We start from the raw sequence: 22,397 nt of genomic DNA, 5'->3' as shown, positions 1-22,397 counted from the left end.
CTTGTTTACAACTAAGAAAATTTACAATCTAGTAAATTCTAAATTACGAATTAGTAATTACGAATTACGAATTATTTACACACCCAGTAATTTGTAAAGTACGCTGTTAATAACAGTCAGCGCAAAAGCTCCTAAAACAGCACTCCAAACACCATAACGTAAGCGAAAACCCTCCACTAACCATGCAGCAATACTAAAACAAGCCACAGCAATCATGAATGTGAAGATACCAGATAATAAGTCAAATGTGGCAAAATTTGGGATAATGAATACAGCACCTAGAATTGGTCTAACTAATGCTGTAATAATACCAAGAATTGCAGCGGAAAAGACGGCTTTCCCTGGAGTATCAATTTCAACCCCAAAAGGCAATTTGCTAATAATCCACAAGCTGATAGAAGTGACTATCCAAACAATTAACAGTGTCACAATATTCATTGCCGCAACCCTTGAAACGTAAATGGCGATGGCGATAAATTACTTGGTCTATTGAGAAAAAAATTGTTGTAACTTAACCAATTATTTATAAATTAGCAGTAATTCTTTCTCTTACTGGATTTTATTTTAGATATCTTTAGGTTTATCCAATTTTTCTGGAGATTGGTAAAAAATAAAATTCCCCCTAGCCCATAATATCAAAAAGGTTTTGGGGGATTTTCACATATAAACATTTACAAAAATTGTGTCACCTTTTAGGTGTAGAATTGCCGTTTTCCGGTGCTACAGGAACTTGGGGTACAGTGTTATTGGGACTTATAGGCGAAATACCAGGACTGATACCTTCCCCAGTTGCAGGTAATTGATTTGGGGCAGGAGGCAGAGAAGGGTTAAAATTGCCTGGAAAATCACTGCCAGGAATTGGTACTGTGTTAGGAAATGGCATCACTGGAGTAGTTAGTGATTGAGATGGCCCAGGAATAATTCCCAAAGACACACGATTACCTCCCACTTGCCGCAACAAATCTAATGTTTGGATAACATCGTTATAAGTTGCTGTACGCGATGCATTCAGCACCAAGATACCATCAGGATTGGTTTGGACATATTGTTTTAAGCGTGCTTCCAACTCCTCTCGTCGGATAGGATCTTTTTCGATGTAAATTTGACCAACAGCATCAATAGTCACAGGTAAGATATTACTACTTTTCTGTGAACTAGCAGCAGAGGTAGTACCTGTGCTGGCCTTAGGTAAATCAACATTAATTGCTTGTTGACGAGTAAATTGCAAAGCTGCCAATAAAAAGAATGTCAGAATACAAAAAACGACATCAATTAAGGGAATAATTTGAATCTGGACTTCTTCAATGGGAGTATTTAGATTAACTTTCATTTTCTAGCTCTGGTGACGAGTTAGGTTGAGAATTTGGGGGTGTCTCCTCTGGAGGAGTTTCATGAGTTGCGGGGTTTTCTGTAAACTTGTTTTTACCTCGCTTGCGGGGTGGATTAAAGCGTTCGCGTGGAGATTCCCGTACTATTCCTGATGTACTTTGATGAAAATCCGGGGGAAACTGACGATAGAGTAACTCTAAATCATTCCCAGCCTTATTAAAAACTTTGACTTGGTTAACAACAAAACCCTGAAACAGGCGATAAAATACCAAAGTAGCGATCGCAACTATTAACCCTGCTGCGGTACTAATGAGAGATTCTCCAATCCCAGTAGTTACGCCAGCTGTCGATTCAGTACCCAAATCGCCAATGCGAATTGAACGTAAAGACTGAATCAAACCCAAAACTGTACCCAACAATCCTAATAGTGGGGAGAGAGCAATCACAGATTCTAAAAGTTTTTCTCCCCGCCGCATACCTGCGATTTCTTCACCCGCAGTTGACTCTAGCGCTAATCGAAAGGTTTCCGCATCACCTCTTTGTAAACGTAGGGGTGCATAGAGAAAACGTCCAATAGGCTGATTTGTAAATTTTTGGGCAATTTCTGTAGCTATTTCCCAATTCTCAGTAGCAGCATCAAGAACGCGCTCAACTATTTCCTTTTCCTGTGTCAAAATCCGCAGCCAGAACCACAGACGCTCAAAAATGACACTTAACGATAGGACAGACAGCACCAGCAGAGGCCACATTGCTGGGCCACCCTTCTTAAACAAATCTAAAATATCCACTGTGTAGGTTTCCTCCCTCCATTACTAGAGCATCTTAATTCTAGAGATTAATGCACCATTACCACATTTACTGACTCTATTCTCAGGTAAGTAGCTAACAACTCCTTAGTGATACCATCTTCTATACACACTAGGGCGGTTATTCCCACCGGGAGTTTAGAGGATTATTTGCCAAAATAAAAAATAACCGGAGGTTAGAAATATGAACTTCTCAATTCAATCGCTTTACACATGGTATCGGAACACACTTCGTAATCCCAAATACCGTTGGTGGGTAATTCTCGGTACAATAGCATATCTTCTTAGCCCCATAGATATTGCTCCCGACTTCATACCTGTTATTGGACAAATTGATGATGTTCTGCTGTTGACTTTACTAGTTTCTGAAGTTTCTGGATTAGTTATTGATGGCTGGAAAGCGAAAAAAGGTGATGTAGAAACTAGCGTTAATGAGTCTACATCTACAGATAATATTGTTGATGTTGATGCTGTTTCTGTGAAATAAGTTTTTTTTAACGCAGAGGAACGCGGAGGTACGCGGAGTTAGAGGTTGTTAGCTACTCGTTTGATGCCATCTTTGAGGTGGAGGACGTTAAAGTTGATGAGGAGTCCGAGTTTACATTTGGCTAGTTTGAGATAGGTGAGAAGTTGAACGGAGTGGATTGGGTTTAAGGATTCTACTGCTTTAACTTCGACTATGATTTTGTTTTCGACTAGCAAATCTAACCGATAAGCACAATCTAATTTGACATTTTCGTAAATCAAGGGGACAGGAATTTGTCTACCAACATTGAGATTGGCTTTTTGGAGTTCATAGTCCAAACATTCCTCATAAGCTGACTCTAATAACCCAGGTCCCAAAGCAGTATGCACCCTCATCCCACAACCAATAATCAACCCACTTAACTCATTCTCTCTCATTCTCCGCGTTCCTCTGTCTTGAAAAGTTTCCTACGCCGGGAAACCCGGCTTCGAGGAACTTTTCGCCGCGCTTACCTCTGTGTTCCTCTGCGTTTAAGCATCTTCTCCAAACTCTATCAAAAATCTAAACGCCTTCAAAATATAATTAGCGGAATCTTGAGGAGAAGTGTTGTAAAAATGTGGCCATGCTAAACCTTTATCTTCATCATAATGATGACTGCGATGGGGATAATTTTCTAGCCATGCTAACCGCACTGCGTGACCTACTAACACATCTAAAACTATATATTCTTCAATTTGCAAGCTGGGGTTATTAGCGACTATTGCGGCTAATTCCATCAATGCTTCTACATTAACTTGGCGATATTCTGGGGCTTCAATTTTATTCAGCAAATGTTCAACTAGCAAAGCAAAATTTCTTTCTCCTGATGTCATTTCTGAAAGCATTACTTCACTATCTAAACGATTGCGTCGTTCTAATTTATCGCCAATTACTAGACCTTTACAATGTTCCATTAATAGCCAAACTTGTTTAAAAAAGTTTTTGGGAACTCGATTCAGTGCGCCTTCTGCTTGGCGAAATCTCCGCCAATTTTCGGAATTACTGGCAATTTCTTCGCTAATTGCAGGTGAAACTACCCAAGCGATATCACTTTCTTTTTGTTTGACGTGAAGTGATTCTTGTTGACGTAATAAACCACTTACGCCACTATAACCAGTTAAGACTTTATACAAGCGGATTTTTACTTCAAATGGCGAAAGTTGCATTAAGTAATCGTAGGCTTCATCTTGAGTAACGTGCAGTTCTTGAGCTAGTTCGCTGGTAATTAAGAGAATCAAATAACCAACTCTTAGTGTTAGCAGTCCTTGAAATAATTCTGGTTCTGATTTGATTAATATACCCAAATAAATCAAAATCTCTTGGGTCAAAACGCGATCGCGGATATCCTCACGACAGAAGTTATTGATTTTTTCCGCAATTTCATGGTGAGACATGGGTACAACCATCAGAGAAGCCTCACTGTAAGCCCTACCTACAGCAATTTGCTTACCTCGTACCACTATACTTGTGACTGCATCTGACAAGCCAATATCCACCATTTGGCGTAAACCCGCAGCGCGACGCACCACCGCCCAAATACCTAAATCTCCGGCTTTGGTGTAAACTTCATCCAATAAATCTGCTACTGTTACAGGTCTTCCAGGTCCACCATATCCTGTATCAAATTCTAAACCCTGTAACCGTTTTAAAGTTTGTAATAACTCTATTTGTTCATAAATATTTTCTGATGACCGCAAATAAACTAACAATGAATTCAGGTTAGTTTCACATTCCATTTGGAATTCTTGGGTGTGTCCTAACCGCCAATTTTTCGCCGGATTATAAGCTAGATAATAGCAACGTATCCCGGCATTTTTTAATGGTAATTGGGAAAATTCAGCATTGGGAAGAAAATCAATTGTTTGCATTCCTGCTGTCAGCATCAACTGATTTATTCGCCCTAATTTTACCTGGACACCATTACAAACACCATCTTTTAGTTCTTGCATTAATTCTAATAATGCTTGGGAACCGATTTCTAACATGGTGTGAGTTAACATTAAAGTCAAAGTCGGACGACCTAAATCACTCCAATATTTTTGAATATAAGCTAATTCACTTCTCAGTTGATCTACCAGAAAATGGTAATCAAGAGTTAAATAAAACTGCTGAGAATCTAGGAAAGATGGCAAAAATACAACTGTTTCACCACAAATTTTAAAAATTCTTGATGTTGTTAAACTCCGCAACCGCCGGACTGGACGGCCAGTTAAACCTAATTTATCATTACGCCCAATTTGCGTATAAATATGAGAAAGATCCTCAGCTTTCCTCACTTGAATTGGTTCAACTTGGGTAGGAGTTTGGGTTTCAATTCCGTGAACTTCTAGTTTTGCTTGTAATTCTTCGTCTTCTGCTAATAAAGCAATTTGTATTAAGGCTTCACGTTTTTTGTTTATACACAAATGTCTACCTAAAGGGTCAATTTCGCCAATTGCTATTAATCCTTCACTTAACATTTGACCAAGTAAGTATAAACTTTGCGCCCAAACTAAAGGGATATTTTCGTTAGGTAAACGGGGTTGAGTTTGTGGCGCTAATTTTTCGGCTTCGACGTTTTTAGCAGGGACATAATAAAGTTCAGGTAATAACCCTAGTCCTTCACTTTCTACAAGTAATGATTCTAATAGTTGTTGATATTGTTTAACTTGTTCTTGTTCACCGCGAAATATCCCATCCAGAACTAAATATGTGAAAAATAACGGCCATTCACATTCAATATCTTCAAATTGCTTTAATTCCCCTGGTTCATAATGTAAGCGTTGAGTGTCTTCTAAAACGGTTTGATGTCCATCTCGCAAAAAGCGTTTACAACCGTATTTACCTGCGAGTTTGGTGATAATTTTCTTAAAAGTCCGTTCTCGCAATTGCACATCTTCCACTGCAAAAGCGGGATAACTAATAATACTTAAAAGCGCTGCATCAACTTCTTTAGAACCTGATTCTCGTGGTAATAAAGATTCTAAGGTAATTCTGGCTCTAGCAATTTCATCGGGTAGTACATGAATGACTGAAGTTTGACTTCCATGTATACCAAAAAGATTGAGTCCGTTGATAGCTTCTAAAGCTGCTTTAGCCATTCCTACGGAACTAGCATTTAATTCTGCACTACCATGATTAATTTTATTTCCTCTTTCCCAAATGCCAAAGTCTGGAGTGCGGTAAGCTCGGCCAATATAATAAACTAAATTTTGGACAAAGTTAACTTCATCAACTGTATAAATAATTGATAATCCCCCTGCGGTCATTTGCGCCAACATCAGTAAAAATATTGATGTAGCATCAAGTTGTAAATGTCCCCATTCGTCATCACCCACTACACTGTCACCAGTGGCTGTATTATATTTAGCGTGTAGTCCATCTAATAAAGATTGAGTATGTTTAAACTTTTCTACTTTATGTGCTTGTCGCATCATGGCAAACAGTAGGCCACGCATTAGCTTGATTACACTATGCTGAAGTTCGTAGGTGCGTCCATCATCCTTGTCTAGTTTACGATAGGCAAGAGCTAAACCCCAAACTGCTAAAATACTGTAAACATTATCTCTTACCCAAGCATCAGTATAATCACCATGAGCGGTAATTGCTGTACTCGCAGGAAGCAAACCTGTGATGGGATTTTGACGAGTTAGAATAATCGTCTTAATTTGCTGGTAGTAACTATCCAGACGAGTTGACAATGCTGTCGGTGTTTTCATAAGTTGCTTAAAAAATGCTTGGTAAATTCAACCTTGTAACGGCGAGGTAAATAATGTAACTCAATACAGAAAGACTTTTGTCAATGGTGACAAGATTACAACTAGCTAAGGGTTATGTGTTTACTGAGATATGAGCTAGAAGACAATTTTCCTACTTATCCGTACCAAAAAACTATTTCTACCCAATTTTAATCACAAATTGGAAGATACATACCATTTTCTGGTAAATTAAATCATTTGCAATCAAGCTCTTAAGTTATAGGTGAGACAAAAGCTATTGGGAATTCTGATTAAATTCTAATTTTTAAGAGCTGACTACTGGAATAGGAAATTATTCAATTTAATGAAACTCAAACATATTGATGCTTTAAGAGGAATTGCTGTCCTATTAGTTATTTTGGTTCATACTAGCCAAAGCATTCCTGGAATATCATTACCATTACGATATTTTTCCAAATATGGACAAATGGGTGTGCAGTTGTTTTTCGTTATTTCTGCTTATACCTTGTGTCTTTCTATGGAAAGACATCAAGGAGAGTACTTTAAATTGCTAAATTATGCTATTCGTAGATTTTTGAGAATAGCACCGCTGTATTACACAGCAATATTTTTTTATATGCTGTGGAGTAGCACCAAGATGTATATTTATTTGGGAAATTTAACAATAGACAGTAAATATAATTTCATGAATCTTTTGACTAATTTCTTATTTTTACATGGATTTTATTCGCCAGCCAATAATAATATTGTTCCTGGTGGTTGGTCTATTGGTACAGAAATGTCATTTTATGTAATTTTCCCCTTTATATTTATGTTATTTAATAAAATCACGCGAAGAAAAACTGTTTTATATCTAATGTTGCCATTAATAATGCTATTGATAAATATTATTTTTCAATTTTGGTTTCAAATAACCACTGGATTTTCGGCTGATAATCATGCATTCATTTACAATAATCTTATTAATCAATTACCCGTTTTCTTTTTAGGTATCACTTTATTTTTTATAGATAAAAATCAATTAATAAAATATTTAAATTGGCAGCTTGATCTGATTATTTTTATTTTCTTCACTGCTATTTCCATGATCTTAATGTTTCAGCCACATTTCCCCTGTCGAGGCGCTATTATGCCATTTTTATCGGGATTGTCTTTTGTTTTTTTATATAATTTCTCTTCAAAAAAGAATTTTCTCAATCATCAAGCTTTGATGAATTTAGGTAGAGTATCTTTTTCTGTATACATATTCCATTTCTTATTTGCATGGGATCTATCTAGAATGATATACGATTATTTAAAGTCTTTTTTGCCCAAAGATATATTATTAGTTATGTGTTTTATAATCACAACTATTTTAACGTATAAGATTGCTGTAATTACAGAAAATCTCATTGAAAAAAGAGGAATAAATCTAGGAAATTTATTGATAGAAAAAATCAAAAATAAATCAGTTTCATAATCAAAAAAAATTGGGTTGACAATGACCAGGCAAAGATTGAGTCTGACTCAGATGATACTGGTGCTAATACGGAGAAATAATAATATCTAAATGTGGAAATTATTTATGACCAACTTGCACTTACCAATTGATGATTAAAACGATATCATATAAAGCATCACTTCAGACATCACAGCTTGGAACGCGCCATGAAAGCAGAAACCATCCGCACAACGTTAACAATTCCGAAAGAACTGCTAGAAGCTACAGATAAAGCAGTGTTAGAGGGAAAAGCCAAAAGTAGGAATGATTTTGTTGTGCAAGCTTTGAAGCGGGAATTAGCAGCACAAAAAAGAGCGGAAATTGATGCTGCTTTGGCGGAAATGGCAAAAGACCCAGATTATCAGACAGAAGTGTTAAAAATGGAGGCAGAATTTGCTACGGCGCAATGGGAGGCGTTGCAGTTAGGGGAATCTCCAAGATGAGAAGGGGTGAAGTGTATGATGCGCGTCTGGAAATGACTGAAGGTTCAGAACAGGGAGGAACTCGCCCGGTAATTATTGTCAGTCGTGACGTGATTAATCTATCTAGCCCAGTGGTTTTAGCAGTACCCTGTACTACATATCAAGACGGGAAGCGAGTTTACCCCACTCAAGTTTTAATTTTAGCACCAGATGGCGGACTGAGGAAAGACTCGATTGCAATGGCGGATCAGGTGCGGGTATTGTCTAAAACCCGCTTTTTGCGTTTAAGAGGGGTACTTTCTGATGTGGTAATGGCGCATTTGGCACAGGCTTTGTTGATTGCTTTAGATTTACCGGGGTGAGTGGTGAGTGCGTTAAACTCTGTTAACGCACCACTCAGATCATGTTTATAAATTACTAACCGCTTCCGCAATTTTCCCAGAAACAAACGGTAAAATTTCCCGGCTTTTGGCTTGTGCTTTCCCTTCCGTAAATATCACTAACAGATAAGGACGTTGATCTGGTAATTCAATATAAGCCGCATCATGGCGGACTGTGCTTGTCCAACCGGCTTTTGACCAAATCTGACTATTTTCCGGTAATCCACTGCCTAAGAAGCCTGTAACTTGGTCTTCTTCTACATCTTGGGGTAACTCATCAGGGTTAATACTGCGTTTGAGTAAAGACATCATGGATTGCGATCGCACACTCGACACCGCTACCCCACCCACGATACTATGCAATAACCTAGCAGTAGCATTGGTAGTCAGCATATTCCGATTTTCAAACATCTCTCCATAAAACGCCCTTTCTCTTCCATAGGGGCCATCACCCCAAGTTTTTTGACAAACATTAATCGTCCCCATTTCCTCCCACCCCAAGGATTGATAATAGCGATTAATAATATTGCGTTGATATTTCCAAGTTTCAAAAGGTCCAGCGGGTAACTCAGAACCAGAAGTAGTACCGCTGAGAATATCGACAATTAAACTGGTAGCATCATTACTAGAGTCAACAATCATATCCCGCAAGGCGCGTTCCAATTCCTTGGAAGTGTTACTCATTCCTTTTTCTAACCATTCATGAACTGCTACCAAATAAAACAACTTCACAACACTAGCGGGATAAATGCGTTCTCCACCACGATAACTAAATCCCCGCACAGGATGATTCCAAAAAGCGTCAGGAGTCAACGCACCTCCTGTATTTACAGGTACTGGAGGATCATAAACAACCCAAGTTAAAGCTATTTGATTATGGGCTAGACTATCAAATTGAGACCAAGTTGCTTCTAAAATTTCATTACCGAGATGTTCTAGTTGTTCGTCTTTATTAAAAAAAACCATTTGAAAATAATTTCCTTATGCTATCAGGAGTCTAGTTTCTGGCTTAATCCTATCATTATCTGTATAATTACTGAGATAGGAACTATGATTAGGCGCATTTTAGGTAATTTAGTATGACACTGGATTTAAAAAGATTTTATCAAGCTTGCAATCCTAACAAAACTCTTGATAAAAGCAAAGCTGAAGATGAACAATACTATATTGATTTTTCTGAGGTGCGAGGTGCAGAAATCATTAGAGAATTAAAACGCACTATTACTTTACTTTCTCCAGAATCACCAACTTGTCAATTATTTACAGGACATATTGGTTGTGGTAAATCCACAGAATTGCTAAGATTAAAAGCAGAATTACAAGAACAGGGATTTCATGTAGTTTATTTTGAATCTAGTCAAAGTTTAGATTTAGCTGATATTGATATTACAGATATTTTACTAGCAATTGCCCGTGAAGTTAGTCAAAGTTTAGAATCAGCAGGAATTAAACTCAAACCAGGATATTTTCAAAATCTATTTACAGAAATAGCTGAACTTTTACAAACCCCTTTAGATATTGGTGTCGAAGCAGAATTATCTGTAGGTATTGGCAAAATTACCGCTAAAACTAAAGATAGTCCCAAACTGCGTAGTCAACTCCGACAATATTTAGAACCCCGCACCAATGGCATTTTAGAATCAATTAATAAAGAATTACTCATCCCTGCACAAGAAAGACTCAAAAAACAAGGTAAATCAGGTTTAGTAGTTATCATTGATAACCTCGATAGAGTAGATAATGCACTGAAACCAAATGGTCAATATCAACCAGAATACCTATTTGTAGAACGTGGTGAACAGTTAAACAAATTAAACTGTCATGTTGTTTATACAATTCCCCTAGTTCTCATATTTTCTAATGCATTAGGTAGATTAACAAATCGCTTTGGCGTAGATCCTAAAGTCTTACCAATGGTAGCTATTAAACAGAGAAATGGCACAGATTATCAAATAGGAATTACATTACTAAAAGAAATGATAATGAAGAGAGCTTTTCCTAGTGTAAATTGGGAACAAAGTCAAAATTTAATTACAAAAGTTTTTGATAGTCCTGAAACATTAGAACGACTTTGTAAAGTTAGCGGTGGTCATTTGCGTAACCTATTAATGTTATTATTTCGTTGTCTACAAATAGAAGATATACCAATTTCTCGAAAATGTGTAGAAACCGTCATCAGAAAACGTTGTAATGAGTTAAATTTAGGAATTACACCTGATGAATGGGAGTTATTAAGAGAAGTATGGAAAACAAAAACCTATCGAGGTGAAGAACAATATGATATCTTACTCCGCAGTATGTTTGTATTTGAATATCGAGACGAAGATGGTTCTTGGTTTGATATTAATCCAATTTTGATAGAATCAAAAGAATTAATGTAATAGATAATTTCCCCTCTTAATACTTGTCGGTTAGGCTCAAAAAATAGAGTTACGTAGGTTGGGTTGAGGAACGAAACCCAACATTTATCAGTATTATTTCCCCTCCTCACTTGCGTTGTAGGTTTTTGTTTTTACTGCTGTGAGACAATGGATAGGTTAAGCAATAGCGCAACTCAACAAAATACAGGAAATGTTGGGTTTCCTTACGTCAACCCAACCTACGTAGATCAATAATTTCAGTAGATTATTTCAAATCAGTATTTAACATCATGTCATGAATAATCAAGAAATTCCCACTGATAATAACGATAATTCCTTACAAACCATATTAAGAGCAATTAGATTATCTCAAGGTCAATTATCACTTATTTTCCTCCGCTGCAATTATGCTAAATTACGTCAACAGATAGCAGCACAACTCAAAGAAGTTTCTTCCATACCCATTCAAGAAATTACTTTATCAGAATCAATTAAAAGTTTGTATAACCAAATATCTCAAGAATTGGGAAATGAACAACCACAAGCTTTAATAATTTCTGGTTTAGACTCTGTAAAAAACATTGACTCAATTTTGAGTTTATCAAATCAAATTCGAGAAGAATTCAGGAAAAACTTTCCCTTTCCCATTCTAATTTGGATAGATGATCAAATTCTCAAAAAAATCATCAGAGTCGCACCAGATTTAGAAAACTGGGGGAGTATTATTGACTTTGAAAATGATACTGATGATTTAATTGATTTTCTACAAGAAACAACAGCAGAAATTTTTACTAATGATGTTATTCCTAGTCCTCAAGTTTACAAAGAAATAGAATCTGCAAGTCAGGATTTACAAAACAGAGGAGAAGACATTACCCCAGAAATACAAGCAGGTTTAGAATTTGCTTTTGGTTTACGAGAATATCAACAAGATCATTTAGATGATGCTTTAATTTATTATCAACGAAGTTTGGAATTTTGGCAAACTCATAATAATTTAGAACGTCACGGTATTCTCTTAGTTAAAATTTCCTTAGTTTATACTCGAAAAGCTGAAATCAGTAATACTGAAAATCAAGAAACATGGCAAAATGCTAGAGATAATTTACAGCAAGCTTTAGGGATTTTTGAACAAGCAGAAAGATTAGATTTAGTAATTGAATATATCAACCGATTGGGTGAAATATTACGACATTTAAAAGCATGGAATGATTTAGAATCTCTCGCTAAAAAATCACTAAAATTATATGAAAATATCTCTTCTATTAATGTAGTGACAATTCATGAATTGTCCCTACAGCAAATTAGATTAGGTCGAAATTATGGCTTTTTAGCAGAAGTAGCTTTTAAAAATCAAGAGTGGGAAAGAGGAAAGCAATACATACAGCAAGCACTAAATATTTTAATGAATATTCCTAATTTACCATCTCAAGAATATGGTTTATATCGCTTATTTTTAGCTCTTTCTCAAATATTCTTAGGAGAAATTTCAGCAGCAATTAAAACTTTAGAAACTGCTAGAAATGAAAGTCATCCGCAGTATAATCCTAAATTATATATTGATATATTAGAACAATTAAATTTACTATATTTTCAAGAAAAACAATATTTAAAAGCTTTTGAAATTAAACAAAAAAGATTACAAATTAAACAACAATATGGATTTACAGCATTTATTGGTGCATCATATTTAAATCCACAACGCAAAGTTATTAAATCTGAAAATTCTGATATTGAAAATATCGGCACAATTGCTCAAGAAATTTCTGCTTCTGGGAGAGAACAAGATGTTAAACGATTGCGTGGCAGAATTGCGGGAAATGAACATAAATTAACTGTAATTCATGGACAGTCTGGAGTCGGTAAAAGTTCCATTTTACAAGGTGGTTTAATTCCTGCACTGCAACAAGAACCAATTGGAGAACGTGACGCTTTACCTATACTTTTACGGGTTTATACAAATTGGGTGGAAAATTTAGGACAAAATTTAAAAATTGAAACAAATGAATATTCAAGAGATACAATTATTCAACAATTGCGAAAAAATGAAACCAGAAATTTATTAACGGTTTTGATATTTGACCAATTTGAAGAATTTTTCTTTGTTTATACTGACCAAAAACAAAGAAGACAATTTTATGATTTTTTACGAATCTGTTTAGATATTCCTTTTGTGAAAATTGTCCTTTCCTTACGAGAAGATTATTTACATTATCTATTAGAATTAGACCGTTTAGTTAATTTGACAGTTACTAACAATAACATTCTTGATAAAAACATTCGTTATTATTTGGGTAATTTCTCACCCGCAGATGCTAAAGCTGTGATTAAAAGTCTCACAGCAAAAATAAACTTTTATTTACAACCAGAATTAATTGATGAATTAGTTAAAGATTTAGCCGGAGATATTGGAGAAGTTAGACCAATTGAATTGCAAATAGTCGGGACACAATTACAATCAGAACAAATTAAAACTTTAGAAAAATATCAAGAATTTGGCAAAGAAAAATTAGTTGAGAAGTTTTTAGAAGATGTTATTAAAGACTGTGGTGCAGAAAATGAACAAACAGCGCGACTGGTTTTATATTTACTTACCGATGAAAATGGGACAAGACCTTTAAAAACTCGTGCTGAATTAGTAGAACAGTTAGCAGCAGGAATTAAAAACCTGGATTTAGTTTTAAATATTTTCGTTGCGTCTGGTTTGGTGTTACTCTTACCAGAATCACCTGCGGATAGATATCAATTAGTGCATGATTATTTAGTTGAGTTTATTCGTCAACAACAAGAACCGAAGCTAAAAGAGGTCTTGGAAGAGTTAGAAAGGGAGAGAAAGCAAAGAAAACTAGCTGAAGAAGAGTTACAACAAGCACTAGAAAGAGAACTGAAAAGAGAAAAGAAGCAGCGTCAACAGGCTGAAGAGGAACTAAAGAAAGCTGAGGAAGCAAAAAGAATTTTAGCAGAGGCTAATAAAAAAGCCACACAAAGAATTCGGATTGGTTCAGGAGTCCTATTTATAGCCATTGTTTTAGTTGGAATAGCTACCGTGCTAGTAATCCAAACGTATCACGTCAGAAACATAATTTATTTGTAAACATCAGGGTATTAATTTGAGTCCAGAGGATAGGCAGTTGTGTGATGATGTGAAATAGTCTGAATCAGGATATCCAGGATTAACAGGATGGTTTATTATATGATTTTGTTTATCTTTGATAATTCTCATTCAGGCAATCAAGGATTTGATGATTCAAACAATAATTAATCATGTCAATAAACTTACCAATTCCCCATTCCCCAACGGCAGAATATCACTGTAAAACTAACCTTAATTTATATGATTCTCCTGAATGTGTCCGCTTGGTAACTCAAGCCGCAATAGGAAGACATTTAAAAATCACATCTAACCATCAAGATAAAGCAATAGAAGTTTGTTTATGTGAAGATGACTATCCGGGATGGTTATCTTTTCAAGATTTGCAATTTCTCCAACCCACAGAAACAAAATATCAACCTCAATTATTATCAGCCACAGAAATTCAACAACAAATACCCGCAATTATCGCCTTTACTCAAGCCGCAAAACAACAAGATAATTATTACCTTTGGGGTGGAACAGTTGCACCTAATTATGATTGTTCTGGTTTAATGCAAGCAGCTTTTAAATCTGTGGGTGTGTGGCTACCAAGAGATGCCTATCAACAAGAAGCTTTTACACAATTAGTTGATATTAATGAATTACAACTAGGGGATTTAATCTTTTTTGGCACTCCCCAAAAAGCTACTCATGTAGGATTATATTTAGGTGATGGTTGCTATATTCACAGTTCAGGAAAAGAACAAGGACGCAATGGAATTGGTATTGATCAACTTTCAGGACAAGGTGATAAAGTTAGTCAGGCTTATTATCAACAACTTCGCGGTGCTGGTAGAGTTGTGAAAAGTTATGTTGGTAATTCCTAATTCCCCAGATCCCTCGTTCCCATACTCTGTATGGGAATGAATTCTACAAGGCTCTGCCTTCAATAATAGCAGAGTCAGAGCCTCTATGATAGGATTCCCAGTCAGAGACTAGGAACCAGATAACCCATTTTTTCGGTAAAATTCAGTTATCAGCCATAACTCATCAGCAATGATTAATCAGCAACTACCAATTACCAATCACCAATCACCAATCACCCATTACCAATCCCCAGATGTCTCGGTAGTTGTACCCATCAAAGATGAAGTCGAAAGTTTGCCTTTATTACTAGAAGCAATTTCTTCCACTCTCAAAGCTAGTGAATTGAATTATGAAATTATCTGTGTAGATGATGGTTCTAGTGATGGTTCAGCAGAATTTCTCAAAGAACAAGCACAAATTCGCACTGATTTAAAAGCGATAATTTTGCGACGTAATTATGGACAAACTGCGGCTATGTCTGCGGGATTTAATTATGCTACAGCCAAAGCAATTGTAACTCTAGATGCTGATTTGCAAAATGACCCAGCTGATATTCCCATGTTATTAGCAAAGCTAGATGAGGGTTATGATTTGGTCAGTGGTTGGCGGCAAAATCGCCAAGATGGGGCTGTTAATCGGTTGCTGCCTTCAAAAATCGCTAATTGGTTAATTCGTCGCAGTACCAGCGTTAATATTCACGATTATGGTTGTTCTCTTAAAGCTTATCGTAGCGAATTAGTCGCAGATATGAACCTTTACGGAGAATTACACCGCTTTTTACCAGCTTTGGCATATATCGAAGGGGCAAGAATTACAGAATTACCTGTGCGTCATCATGCGCGACGCTTTGGAAAAAGTAAATATGGTATTTCTCGGACTTTCCGGGTGTTGATGGATTTGTTAACCATCTTGTTTATGAAAAAATTCCTCACCCGTCCTATGCACGTTTTTGGGTTGTTGGGTTTAATATCTATGGTTTCCGGGGGAGGAATAGGAATTTATCTCACTTTCCTGAAATTGTTTTTGCAGGTAGATATCGGTAATCGTCCTTTGTTAATTTTGGCAGTATTGTTGTTAGTAACAGGCGTGCAGTTGTTTTGCTTCGGTCTTTTGGCAGAATTGCTAATGCGTACTTATCATGAATCTCAGGGAAGACCGATATATCGAGTGCGGGAAGTAGTGGCAAAAAATGTTAAGTAACGTAACAATAGAAAGACAAATTACTTAGCATTAAATTGCATCTGCCGTGAAAGAGTTTGATACTTTCGACGTTAATCTACGGCGAAACCTGCGGATATTGTTTACAGCAGGTTTATTATTTTGGTCAAGTTTAGCTTCGTTATTGCCGACTTTACCTTTGTATATCGAGTCTATTGGGGCAAGTAAGCAACAAATTGGCATTGTCATGGGTAGCTTTGCGATTGGGATGTTGCTATTTCGTCCCCAAGTAGGAATATTAGCAGATCGTCGGGGCAGAAAGATTGTGTTACTGATTGGGATGTCAGTGGCTGCGATCGCACCTCTTGGTTATTTGGTAGTAAAATCAATTCTACCTTTAATGGCAATTCGCGCCTTTCATGGTATCAGTATAGCCGCCTTTGCCACAGGTTACATCGCCTTAGTGGGAGACTTAGCACCAGAACACCGACGTGGTGAAATCATCGGTTATATGAGTTTGGTTAATCCCATTGGTGTGGCACTAGGTCCTGCTTTGGGTGGATACTTACAAGCCGCATATGGTTACACACCGTTATTTCTAGCATCGGCTACTTTAGGTTGTTTGGGTGTATTATGCATCCTCCCAATTGCCAATCCACCTATTCTGGAACAACCGACAAACTCCACGGATGATCGATTTTGGCAATTACTAATTAGTCCCCGTGTGCGTATACCCGCTATTATACTTTTACTGTTTGGTTTAGCTTTAGGTACTGTACATACCTTTATTGCCTTGTACATCAAATCAACAGGAGTGGATTTAAATGCCGGATTATTTTTTACGGCTGCGGCTATATCCAGTTTTAGTGTCAGGTTGTTTACTGGTCGGGCTTCTGATCGGTATGGAAGGGGTTTATTTATCACCTTCAGCTTGATGGTTTATACTTTGGCAATGATCTGTATTTGGCAAGCAAACAATCCCTTCACTTTCTTGCTGGGAGGATTTATAGAGGGTGCCGCTTCTGGAACAGTCATTCCGATGATTTCCGTGATGATGACAGATAGGGCATTACCCCATGAACGAGGGCGGATATTTGGCGTATCTTTAATGGGATTAGATACTGGACTGATTATAGCTGGTCCCATTTTGGGTGCTGTTGCCCAACAAATCGGCTATCGCAGTATGTTTGGTTTTGCGACTGTTTTAACTGTCTTGGCAATTCTCATTTTTGTCACCCAGTCCAGCAAAAATATAACCAATTCCCTCCGCTTTGCCTTTGGTCGTGGAGAAGATGTTTATGCCTTGAAAAGATAAATAAAAAATAAATATATAATAAATTGCACAAGCCCTAAACAAAGAGTTTGTGCAATTTCTTTATTAAACGGGCGAGGAGGGATTCGAACCCCCGACACCGTGGTCCGTAGCCACGTGCTCTAGTCCACTGAGCTACACACCCTTAACCGACTGCATCTGATAATAACATAAACTCCGGGAATTATGCAAGATAATTTTGAAAATTCTTCTAAATTAACCCACCTGAACCCCCAGGGCGAGGCGCAAATGGTTGATGTGTCTAACAAAATCCCTACTGTGCGCCAAGCTGTAGCTACAGCCAGGGTGCGGATGCTACCAGCCACCTTTGCCGCCATTCAAGCCGGAAATGCTCCTAAAGGGGATGTTTTGGGAACTGCTAGGTTAGCGGGAATTATGGCAGCCAAGCAGACATCTAATTTAATTCCCCTCTGTCATCCTTTACCCTTACAAAAAATTACAGTTGAGGTAACACCAGATCCCGAACTACCCGGTTATCAAATTTATGCCACAGTGAGAACTAAAGCTGAAACTGGTGTGGAAATGGAAGCTTTAACTGCGGTTTCTGTGGCGGCACTGACTTTGTACGATATGGCAAAAGCTTTAGAAAAGTCTATCCAAATTGAATCAATTAGTTTGGTAAGTAAAACCGGCGGGAAATCAGGAGATTATAGCAATGTAGGATTTTAGATTGGGTAATTGGTAATAAATTTTCTCATCACCAATTACCCATTATCTAACCTACTGAATCTCCCCTAGAGCTTTGTTAAGGTCGGCTGGATTTTCATATTCTTCATCTTCTGGTAATTGTTCTAGTAATGAGATCAGCTGCTTATCGGCTCCTTGCTCTCTAGCGTGTTCAATCAATTCTTCCTTACTAGCAGGATAGTCAACACCTTTCAAATGTTTTTGGATTTCAACTGGATTGGCTTTAGGCATAATCATTCACCGTTTAAGGTCATTACCATCTTCACAAGTGGATTGATTAACTCCCTCTATCAAAAAGATGAATAAATGTTAATTCAAAAACATAAAAATTCATCCACTTGGTTGATGTAAAAATCTATGGATAAAAACTGATATTTTTCTCTTTTGCTTTGTTTTTTAGGCGGTGTGTTAAAAAAATTCTCACTCATCAACCAAGATTGCTATAGCTGTTGAGACATGAGCAAAAAAAATTGAGAATATTTGATAATATCAACCTAAAAATGATAAAATTTATGCACCAAAATTATTTGTCTCGACAAAGTGTGGTGAAAAAAGTGGGGAAGAACTTTGACATTTTCCTAATACTTTCTTTTTCTTCCCCTACACTCTGCCTAAAGTATGAATTTTTGCTTTCAATGGGTAAGTTCTCAGTGATGTTTCTCGACCAAGAGATGTTAAAACTATGTCTCCTCAGGGAAAAAATGCAGTAGAAGCAGGGCTTATATACACATCAACAGGCGGAATTCGGGCTGAGATGTTGCGCTCAGAAATCTATCGTGCTTGGGAAAGATCGCATTTACAAGGGGCTGATAACCGCGCTCTTCAAGCTGAGAAACTATCCAGCTTAGAAACTGAACGTTTAGTAAAGCAACATAGTGATCTGATTAATTTAGCTGCTCCCTACTTCCGAACCTTATCACAGGCTGCGGGAACAGATCGTCATGCAGTGATGTTAAGCAATCGCCAAGGTATTCTACTAGATGTGGTGGGAGATAAACAAACCATACAAGCTTCCGAATCATTTCCTACACCCGGTTCCCTACTGTCGGAAGCTGTCGCTGGTGCCAATGGTATCGGAACTCCCTTAGCTGAAGAAGATTATGTAGAAATCGTGGCCGCAGAGCATTTTATTCAAGGATTTCATCCTTTCACTTGCCAGGGAATTCCCCTGCGGGACGAAAACCGGGAAATTATTGGTGTGTTCAGTATCTCCGTCCGTCGTGCTGATGCAGGACAAAGGTTGAAAGAGATATTGCTGTGTGCATCTCACGGTATTGAAGCAGAATTATTGATAGGAAATTTAGAAAAAGATATTCGCCGTGTGTTAGCATCAAGCCCTGACGATTATCAACCATTAGAAGAACTCCGTCAAGATATCATTCAAGGTCATCAAGCCGCACGGTTAAAACTGGAAATTAGCTCTCGGATGGTAGCTGTTAATCGCTTAAATTATGCAATGCAATTACTGCAACAGGCTGAAAAATCAATTCAAATATTTCGTCATCGTGCTGCAATTTGGCGCAGTTTAGCATCATTAGAAATCGGACAAATTCAACCTCTATCACTGACTGATAGTTTGCACGATTTGGTAGACCTTTTAGCAACTGAGGCTGCTATCCGCAAGGTGGAAATTCTCACTTACTGTACAGAGATAATTACAATATCAGCAGATATCAGATCGCTGTTACGCAAGCTGCTGCGCTGTTTTCTCAATTCTTTTGAGAATGCAGGTAAAGGTGGCACAGTAAAAGTTATAGTTGAAAAAATGCCCTATTGTGAATTGGCACAAGTTAGTTTTACATCTATTCCCGTGTTAAATACTTCCAAATCAGAACCAAGGACTGAAGTTTTTTCTCTACCCATAACCAAGAAAAATTTATGAATAATGAAAATTTAAAAAAGCGCAAAGTCCTAATTGCAGATGATGATGAAGATTGTCGAGAAATGCTCTCTTTTTTACTACATGAAGAAGGGTGGGATGTTAGAGAAGCAAAAGATGGTAAAGAAGCTTTAGAAAAAGTAGTTAAGTGTCAACCAGATTTATTGATTTTAGATAATAGAATGCCTGAACTCACAGGAGTTGAAGTTTACCAACACCTTCAGATCCAGGGTATTAATTTAGCTATTATATTCGCTACGGCTTATGGATATCCAGAGGAATTAGTTTCAACTTTGGGTATTTCCTATTGGGTAACTAAACCCTATGATATTCCCAACTTATTGGAGACTATGGAGTTGGCTTACGAAAATTCACTACTTTAATGTAGGTAATTATATCATATCCGCCTAATCACTTATCAAAAAAAATTCTCCGCGTCCCCGCGTCAGCCTCAATCATCCCCTTATTCAGCAACCCCCCTATTCCCTATTCCCTCCCCTAACTAGATAATTTATTTTGCACGACTACTTAGGTAAGCAACTGACACCTAAAACCCTTAAAATGATGAAGGTGTATTAACCTCTGTAAACAAATTCACAAATATTTATTATTTATGCCTCCTCGTTGGCCTCGCAAACCTGATCGCAAAGACCCAGATTTTCGCAAATTAGATGACCGGATGAATTTTGCTTTTCATGTAGCTGTTGCTGCTACTGTGAATTCGGGGTTGTGGTTTTTCCACATCTTGAAAGCCACATCCTGGGAGTGGTTAACACCTTTAACAATCGTTTGGGTAGGTGTAATACTGCTGCATCTAATTTATATTAGTGCGATCGCTAATTACAACCAAACACCACCCAAATCCACCTAAAGAATGACTGCTGAAGCTGGGGTAATTGTAACCTGTGGTAGTAGAGATATTTTAGCTAATTGCGCGATAATGTGAGATAAGCTGAAGGTTCAGGCTATTATTTCCCATTAGGTTATTTCAATGGCTAAAACTAATACCACAGAATTACTAGAAGCCCTAGCAGCTGAAATTGGCGAAACTGTCTATATAGATGTTGCTAAGTGGCATCTTTATTTATCTAATGCCAAACTTCATACCGTTGTTGCTGAACAGTTATATCCTCTAATTACTGCCAAGACTGTCAATGAAGATCAAGTTATTCAAGTCTTGGAATCTATCCCCGTTAAAATTGGTGGTGGGAGAAAGGAACTAGCTTTAATTGATTTATTACCCTTGCAATGCCAAGTTGCCTTAGTAGATATTTTGGAAAAATACCAAAAAGAAATTTAATCTCTCACTTGTTCTGATTTTAATTCAGCCATTCAATTAATTGAGGGTTATCCATATGTTTTTACAACTCAAAGATAGCCAGGATTTAGTTAAAATAGTCGATATTCAGGAACTACTTGATCCTAATAGTGAAATTGTCCACGCCCAAGACCAAGAAGGTCAAGAAGAACAGGAAACAGACATCTATAAAAAGGAAGAGTTAGTTTTTCCATCTGGTGAAGAACTACCACTCTGTTGGTTAGATGCTCAATACAGGATAGCTACAGCTGCTTAATAAATTAAATCTTCTGGATTTTATAAATTACATTGAGACGTTTAATTAAATATCTCTAAACATAAACACGACTTACGCAACTGGCACATTGGTAGGGTGCGTCAGATATCAACAATCTGTTTATTTGCCGGATTTATGCAGTAGTAAAGCACCCTACAACAGATTTTTAGTGTGACACTTGCGTAAGTACTAATAAAATTTGCAGTAGTAGGGTTTAGCAATGCTAAACCCTGTTTTCTTAATTGTCAATTTAATTAGCAGCAGCTTTTTCTTCTAGCTTCACACCTTCAGCACCTTTAGAAAAAGCTTTAGTAATCCAATAGGTGAAAATATGAGAAAGCACACCTAAAGGACCTGCAAACAAACACAAAGCTATAGAGTGAATTGTCCAAATTCCGGTTTTTTGACCTTCCCAATATATCCATCTACCGACAAATAAATCCATTACCAAAAAATGAATCCAACCTGTAGCAGCAGCTGTTTCATCACTAAAGAATTTCGCGATATCTGCTAATTGAGGATTTGATAAAGCAGCAGCATTTTCTGGGGTAATGCTGACGACAAATAAATAGGAATATGCACCAGCTAAAACCACAAAAGGTAAATAAGATTCCATTACCTTGCGAGTAACTTTCCAGTTGGGTAACAAAATCATTAAAGCCCAAAAAGGCAAAACAAAAAGATTGGCAACATTAAACAAATCTGTGATATTCATAATATTAGGTGACAGTTGACAGTTGACAGTAATTAATGAGATAAGACCCCACCCCTAACCCCTCCCCGCTGTTTCGTGGAGGGGAATAAGAAGTTTTTTATGTGTTCTGGTGTACGCAGTTCATGATGGCT

Annotated in this window: 23 protein-coding genes and 1 tRNA gene; 15 read left to right on the top strand and 9 right to left on the bottom strand. The window is 37.1% G+C overall.

What is annotated here, in order from left to right:
- Nucleotides 1-75: 75 nt before the first annotated feature.
- The 3 genes from ANA7108_RS0123425 to ANA7108_RS0123415 all read right to left on the bottom strand — a co-directional run bounded on the left by ANA7108_RS0123425 (nt 76) and on the right by ANA7108_RS0123415 (nt 2,117).
- Nucleotides 76-438, bottom strand: coding sequence for a phage holin family protein (locus tag ANA7108_RS0123425; protein ID WP_016953266.1), 363 nt, complete (start codon nt 436-438; stop codon nt 76-78).
- A 247-nt stretch (nt 439-685) separates the two neighbouring features.
- Nucleotides 686-1,330 (bottom strand): biopolymer transporter ExbD, encoded by a 645-nt coding sequence (locus ANA7108_RS0123420; RefSeq protein WP_016953265.1) that lies wholly within the window; start codon nt 1,328-1,330, stop codon nt 686-688.
- Nucleotides 1,320-2,117, bottom strand: coding sequence for a MotA/TolQ/ExbB proton channel family protein (locus ANA7108_RS0123415; protein ID WP_016953264.1), 798 nt, complete (start codon nt 2,115-2,117; stop codon nt 1,320-1,322). Before ANA7108_RS0123415 ends, ANA7108_RS0123420 begins: the two co-directional genes overlap by 11 nt.
- A 202-nt stretch (nt 2,118-2,319) precedes the next feature.
- Between ANA7108_RS0123415 and ANA7108_RS0123410 the strand changes: the two genes are divergently transcribed.
- Complete coding sequence (locus tag ANA7108_RS0123410) at nt 2,320-2,622, top strand: YkvA family protein (RefSeq protein ID WP_016953263.1); 303 nt, start codon at nt 2,320-2,322, stop codon at nt 2,620-2,622.
- A 38-nt stretch (nt 2,623-2,660) separates the two neighbouring features.
- Here the strand turns inward: ANA7108_RS0123410 and ANA7108_RS0123405 are convergent, their stop codons facing one another.
- Together ANA7108_RS0123405 and ANA7108_RS0123400 are read right to left on the bottom strand one after the other, a co-directional pair.
- Nucleotides 2,661-3,038: a GxxExxY protein gene (locus ANA7108_RS0123405; RefSeq protein WP_016953262.1), complete on the bottom strand. Its 378-nt coding sequence runs from the start codon at nt 3,036-3,038 to the stop codon at nt 2,661-2,663.
- Nucleotides 3,039-3,131: 93 nt separating this feature from the next.
- Entirely contained in the window at nt 3,132-6,338 is a 3,207-nt protein-coding gene (locus ANA7108_RS0123400) for a glycoside hydrolase family 15 protein (protein ID WP_016953261.1), read from the bottom strand.
- Between the two features lie 343 nt (nt 6,339-6,681).
- On the opposite strand from ANA7108_RS0123400, the gene ANA7108_RS0123395 reads away from it, so the two are divergent.
- The 3 genes from ANA7108_RS0123395 to ANA7108_RS0123385 all read left to right on the top strand — a co-directional run bounded on the left by ANA7108_RS0123395 (nt 6,682) and on the right by ANA7108_RS0123385 (nt 8,602).
- Nucleotides 6,682-7,797 carry an acyltransferase gene (locus ANA7108_RS0123395; RefSeq protein WP_016953260.1) on the top strand — a complete coding sequence of 372 codons (1,116 nt, stop codon included), beginning with the start codon at nt 6,682-6,684 and terminating at the stop codon, nt 7,795-7,797.
- 188 nt (nt 7,798-7,985) lie between these two features.
- Complete coding sequence (locus tag ANA7108_RS0123390; protein ID WP_016953259.1) at nt 7,986-8,261, top strand: ribbon-helix-helix domain-containing protein; 276 nt, start codon at nt 7,986-7,988, stop codon at nt 8,259-8,261.
- Nucleotides 8,258-8,602: a type II toxin-antitoxin system PemK/MazF family toxin gene (locus ANA7108_RS0123385; protein ID WP_016953258.1), complete on the top strand. Its 345-nt coding sequence runs from the start codon at nt 8,258-8,260 to the stop codon at nt 8,600-8,602. Before ANA7108_RS0123390 ends, ANA7108_RS0123385 begins: the two co-directional genes overlap by 4 nt.
- A 45-nt stretch (nt 8,603-8,647) precedes the next feature.
- Here ANA7108_RS0123385 and ANA7108_RS0123380 read toward each other — a convergent pair whose 3' ends face one another.
- On the bottom strand, nt 8,648-9,586 hold the full coding sequence (locus ANA7108_RS0123380) for a serine hydrolase (protein WP_016953257.1): 939 nt from the start codon (nt 9,584-9,586) through the stop codon (nt 8,648-8,650).
- 113 nt (nt 9,587-9,699) lie between these two features.
- Between ANA7108_RS0123380 and ANA7108_RS0123375 the strand changes: the two genes are divergently transcribed.
- The 5 genes from ANA7108_RS0123375 (at nt 9,700) to ANA7108_RS0123355 (ending at nt 17,393) form a co-directional block, all read left to right on the top strand.
- Entirely contained in the window at nt 9,700-11,001 is a 1,302-nt protein-coding gene (locus ANA7108_RS0123375; RefSeq protein WP_016953256.1) for an ATP-binding protein, read from the top strand.
- 274 nt (nt 11,002-11,275) lie between these two features.
- Nucleotides 11,276-14,074, top strand: coding sequence for a lipopolysaccharide assembly protein LapB (locus ANA7108_RS0123370; protein ID WP_016953255.1), 2,799 nt, complete (start codon nt 11,276-11,278; stop codon nt 14,072-14,074).
- Between the two features lie 170 nt (nt 14,075-14,244).
- Nucleotides 14,245-14,940 (top strand): C40 family peptidase, encoded by a 696-nt coding sequence (locus ANA7108_RS0123365; protein WP_016953254.1) that lies wholly within the window; start codon nt 14,245-14,247, stop codon nt 14,938-14,940.
- Between the two features lie 169 nt (nt 14,941-15,109).
- Nucleotides 15,110-16,120 carry a glycosyltransferase family 2 protein gene (locus ANA7108_RS0123360; RefSeq protein WP_016953253.1) on the top strand — a complete coding sequence of 337 codons (1,011 nt, stop codon included), beginning with the start codon at nt 15,110-15,112 and terminating at the stop codon, nt 16,118-16,120.
- Nucleotides 16,121-16,166: 46 nt separating this feature from the next.
- Nucleotides 16,167-17,393 carry an MFS transporter gene (locus tag ANA7108_RS0123355; RefSeq protein ID WP_026104407.1) on the top strand — a complete coding sequence of 409 codons (1,227 nt, stop codon included), beginning with the start codon at nt 16,167-16,169 and terminating at the stop codon, nt 17,391-17,393.
- A 68-nt stretch (nt 17,394-17,461) separates the two neighbouring features.
- On the opposite strand, the gene ANA7108_RS0123350 is transcribed toward ANA7108_RS0123355, so the two are convergent.
- Nucleotides 17,462-17,535: transfer RNA gene (locus ANA7108_RS0123350), tRNA-Arg, on the bottom strand.
- A gap of 41 nt (nt 17,536-17,576) precedes the next feature.
- Between ANA7108_RS0123350 and moaC the strand changes: the two genes are divergently transcribed.
- Complete coding sequence (gene moaC, locus ANA7108_RS0123345; protein ID WP_016953251.1) at nt 17,577-18,080, top strand: cyclic pyranopterin monophosphate synthase MoaC; 504 nt, start codon at nt 17,577-17,579, stop codon at nt 18,078-18,080.
- Between the two features lie 51 nt (nt 18,081-18,131).
- Here the strand turns inward: moaC and ANA7108_RS0123340 are convergent, their stop codons facing one another.
- A complete protein-coding gene (locus ANA7108_RS0123340; RefSeq protein WP_016953250.1) occupies nt 18,132-18,329 on the bottom strand; it encodes a DUF2795 domain-containing protein in 198 nt (65 codons plus the stop codon).
- A 451-nt stretch (nt 18,330-18,780) separates the two neighbouring features.
- Here ANA7108_RS0123340 and ANA7108_RS0123335 point away from each other — a divergent pair, with 451 nt between their 5' ends.
- The 5 genes from ANA7108_RS0123335 (at nt 18,781) to ANA7108_RS0123315 (ending at nt 21,551) form a co-directional block, all read left to right on the top strand.
- On the top strand, nt 18,781-19,980 hold the full coding sequence (locus ANA7108_RS0123335; protein WP_016953249.1) for a GAF domain-containing protein: 1,200 nt from the start codon (nt 18,781-18,783) through the stop codon (nt 19,978-19,980).
- Nucleotides 19,977-20,360, top strand: a complete 384-nt coding sequence (locus ANA7108_RS0123330; protein WP_016953248.1) for a response regulator — start codon at nt 19,977-19,979, stop codon at nt 20,358-20,360. The genes ANA7108_RS0123335 and ANA7108_RS0123330 overlap by 4 nt, the downstream gene beginning before the upstream one ends.
- 230 nt (nt 20,361-20,590) lie before the next feature.
- Nucleotides 20,591-20,848 carry a hypothetical protein gene (locus tag ANA7108_RS0123325; RefSeq protein WP_016953247.1) on the top strand — a complete coding sequence of 86 codons (258 nt, stop codon included), beginning with the start codon at nt 20,591-20,593 and terminating at the stop codon, nt 20,846-20,848.
- 120 nt (nt 20,849-20,968) lie between these two features.
- Nucleotides 20,969-21,277 carry a DUF3181 family protein gene (locus tag ANA7108_RS0123320; RefSeq protein ID WP_016953246.1) on the top strand — a complete coding sequence of 103 codons (309 nt, stop codon included), beginning with the start codon at nt 20,969-20,971 and terminating at the stop codon, nt 21,275-21,277.
- A gap of 55 nt (nt 21,278-21,332) precedes the next feature.
- Entirely contained in the window at nt 21,333-21,551 is a 219-nt protein-coding gene (locus ANA7108_RS0123315) for a hypothetical protein (protein ID WP_016953245.1), read from the top strand.
- A 250-nt stretch (nt 21,552-21,801) separates the two neighbouring features.
- On the opposite strand, the gene ANA7108_RS0123310 is transcribed toward ANA7108_RS0123315, so the two are convergent.
- Nucleotides 21,802-22,266, bottom strand: a complete 465-nt coding sequence (locus tag ANA7108_RS0123310) for an ABA4-like family protein (RefSeq protein ID WP_016953244.1) — start codon at nt 22,264-22,266, stop codon at nt 21,802-21,804.
- Nucleotides 22,267-22,397: the final 131 nt, after the last annotated feature.

The organism is Anabaena sp. PCC 7108, assembly GCF_000332135.1.
Lineage (GTDB): Bacteria > Cyanobacteriota > Cyanobacteriia > Cyanobacteriales > Nostocaceae > Anabaena.
Note: the sequence above shows the minus strand (reverse complement) of the source record. Positions and strands in the feature narration are given on the sequence as shown.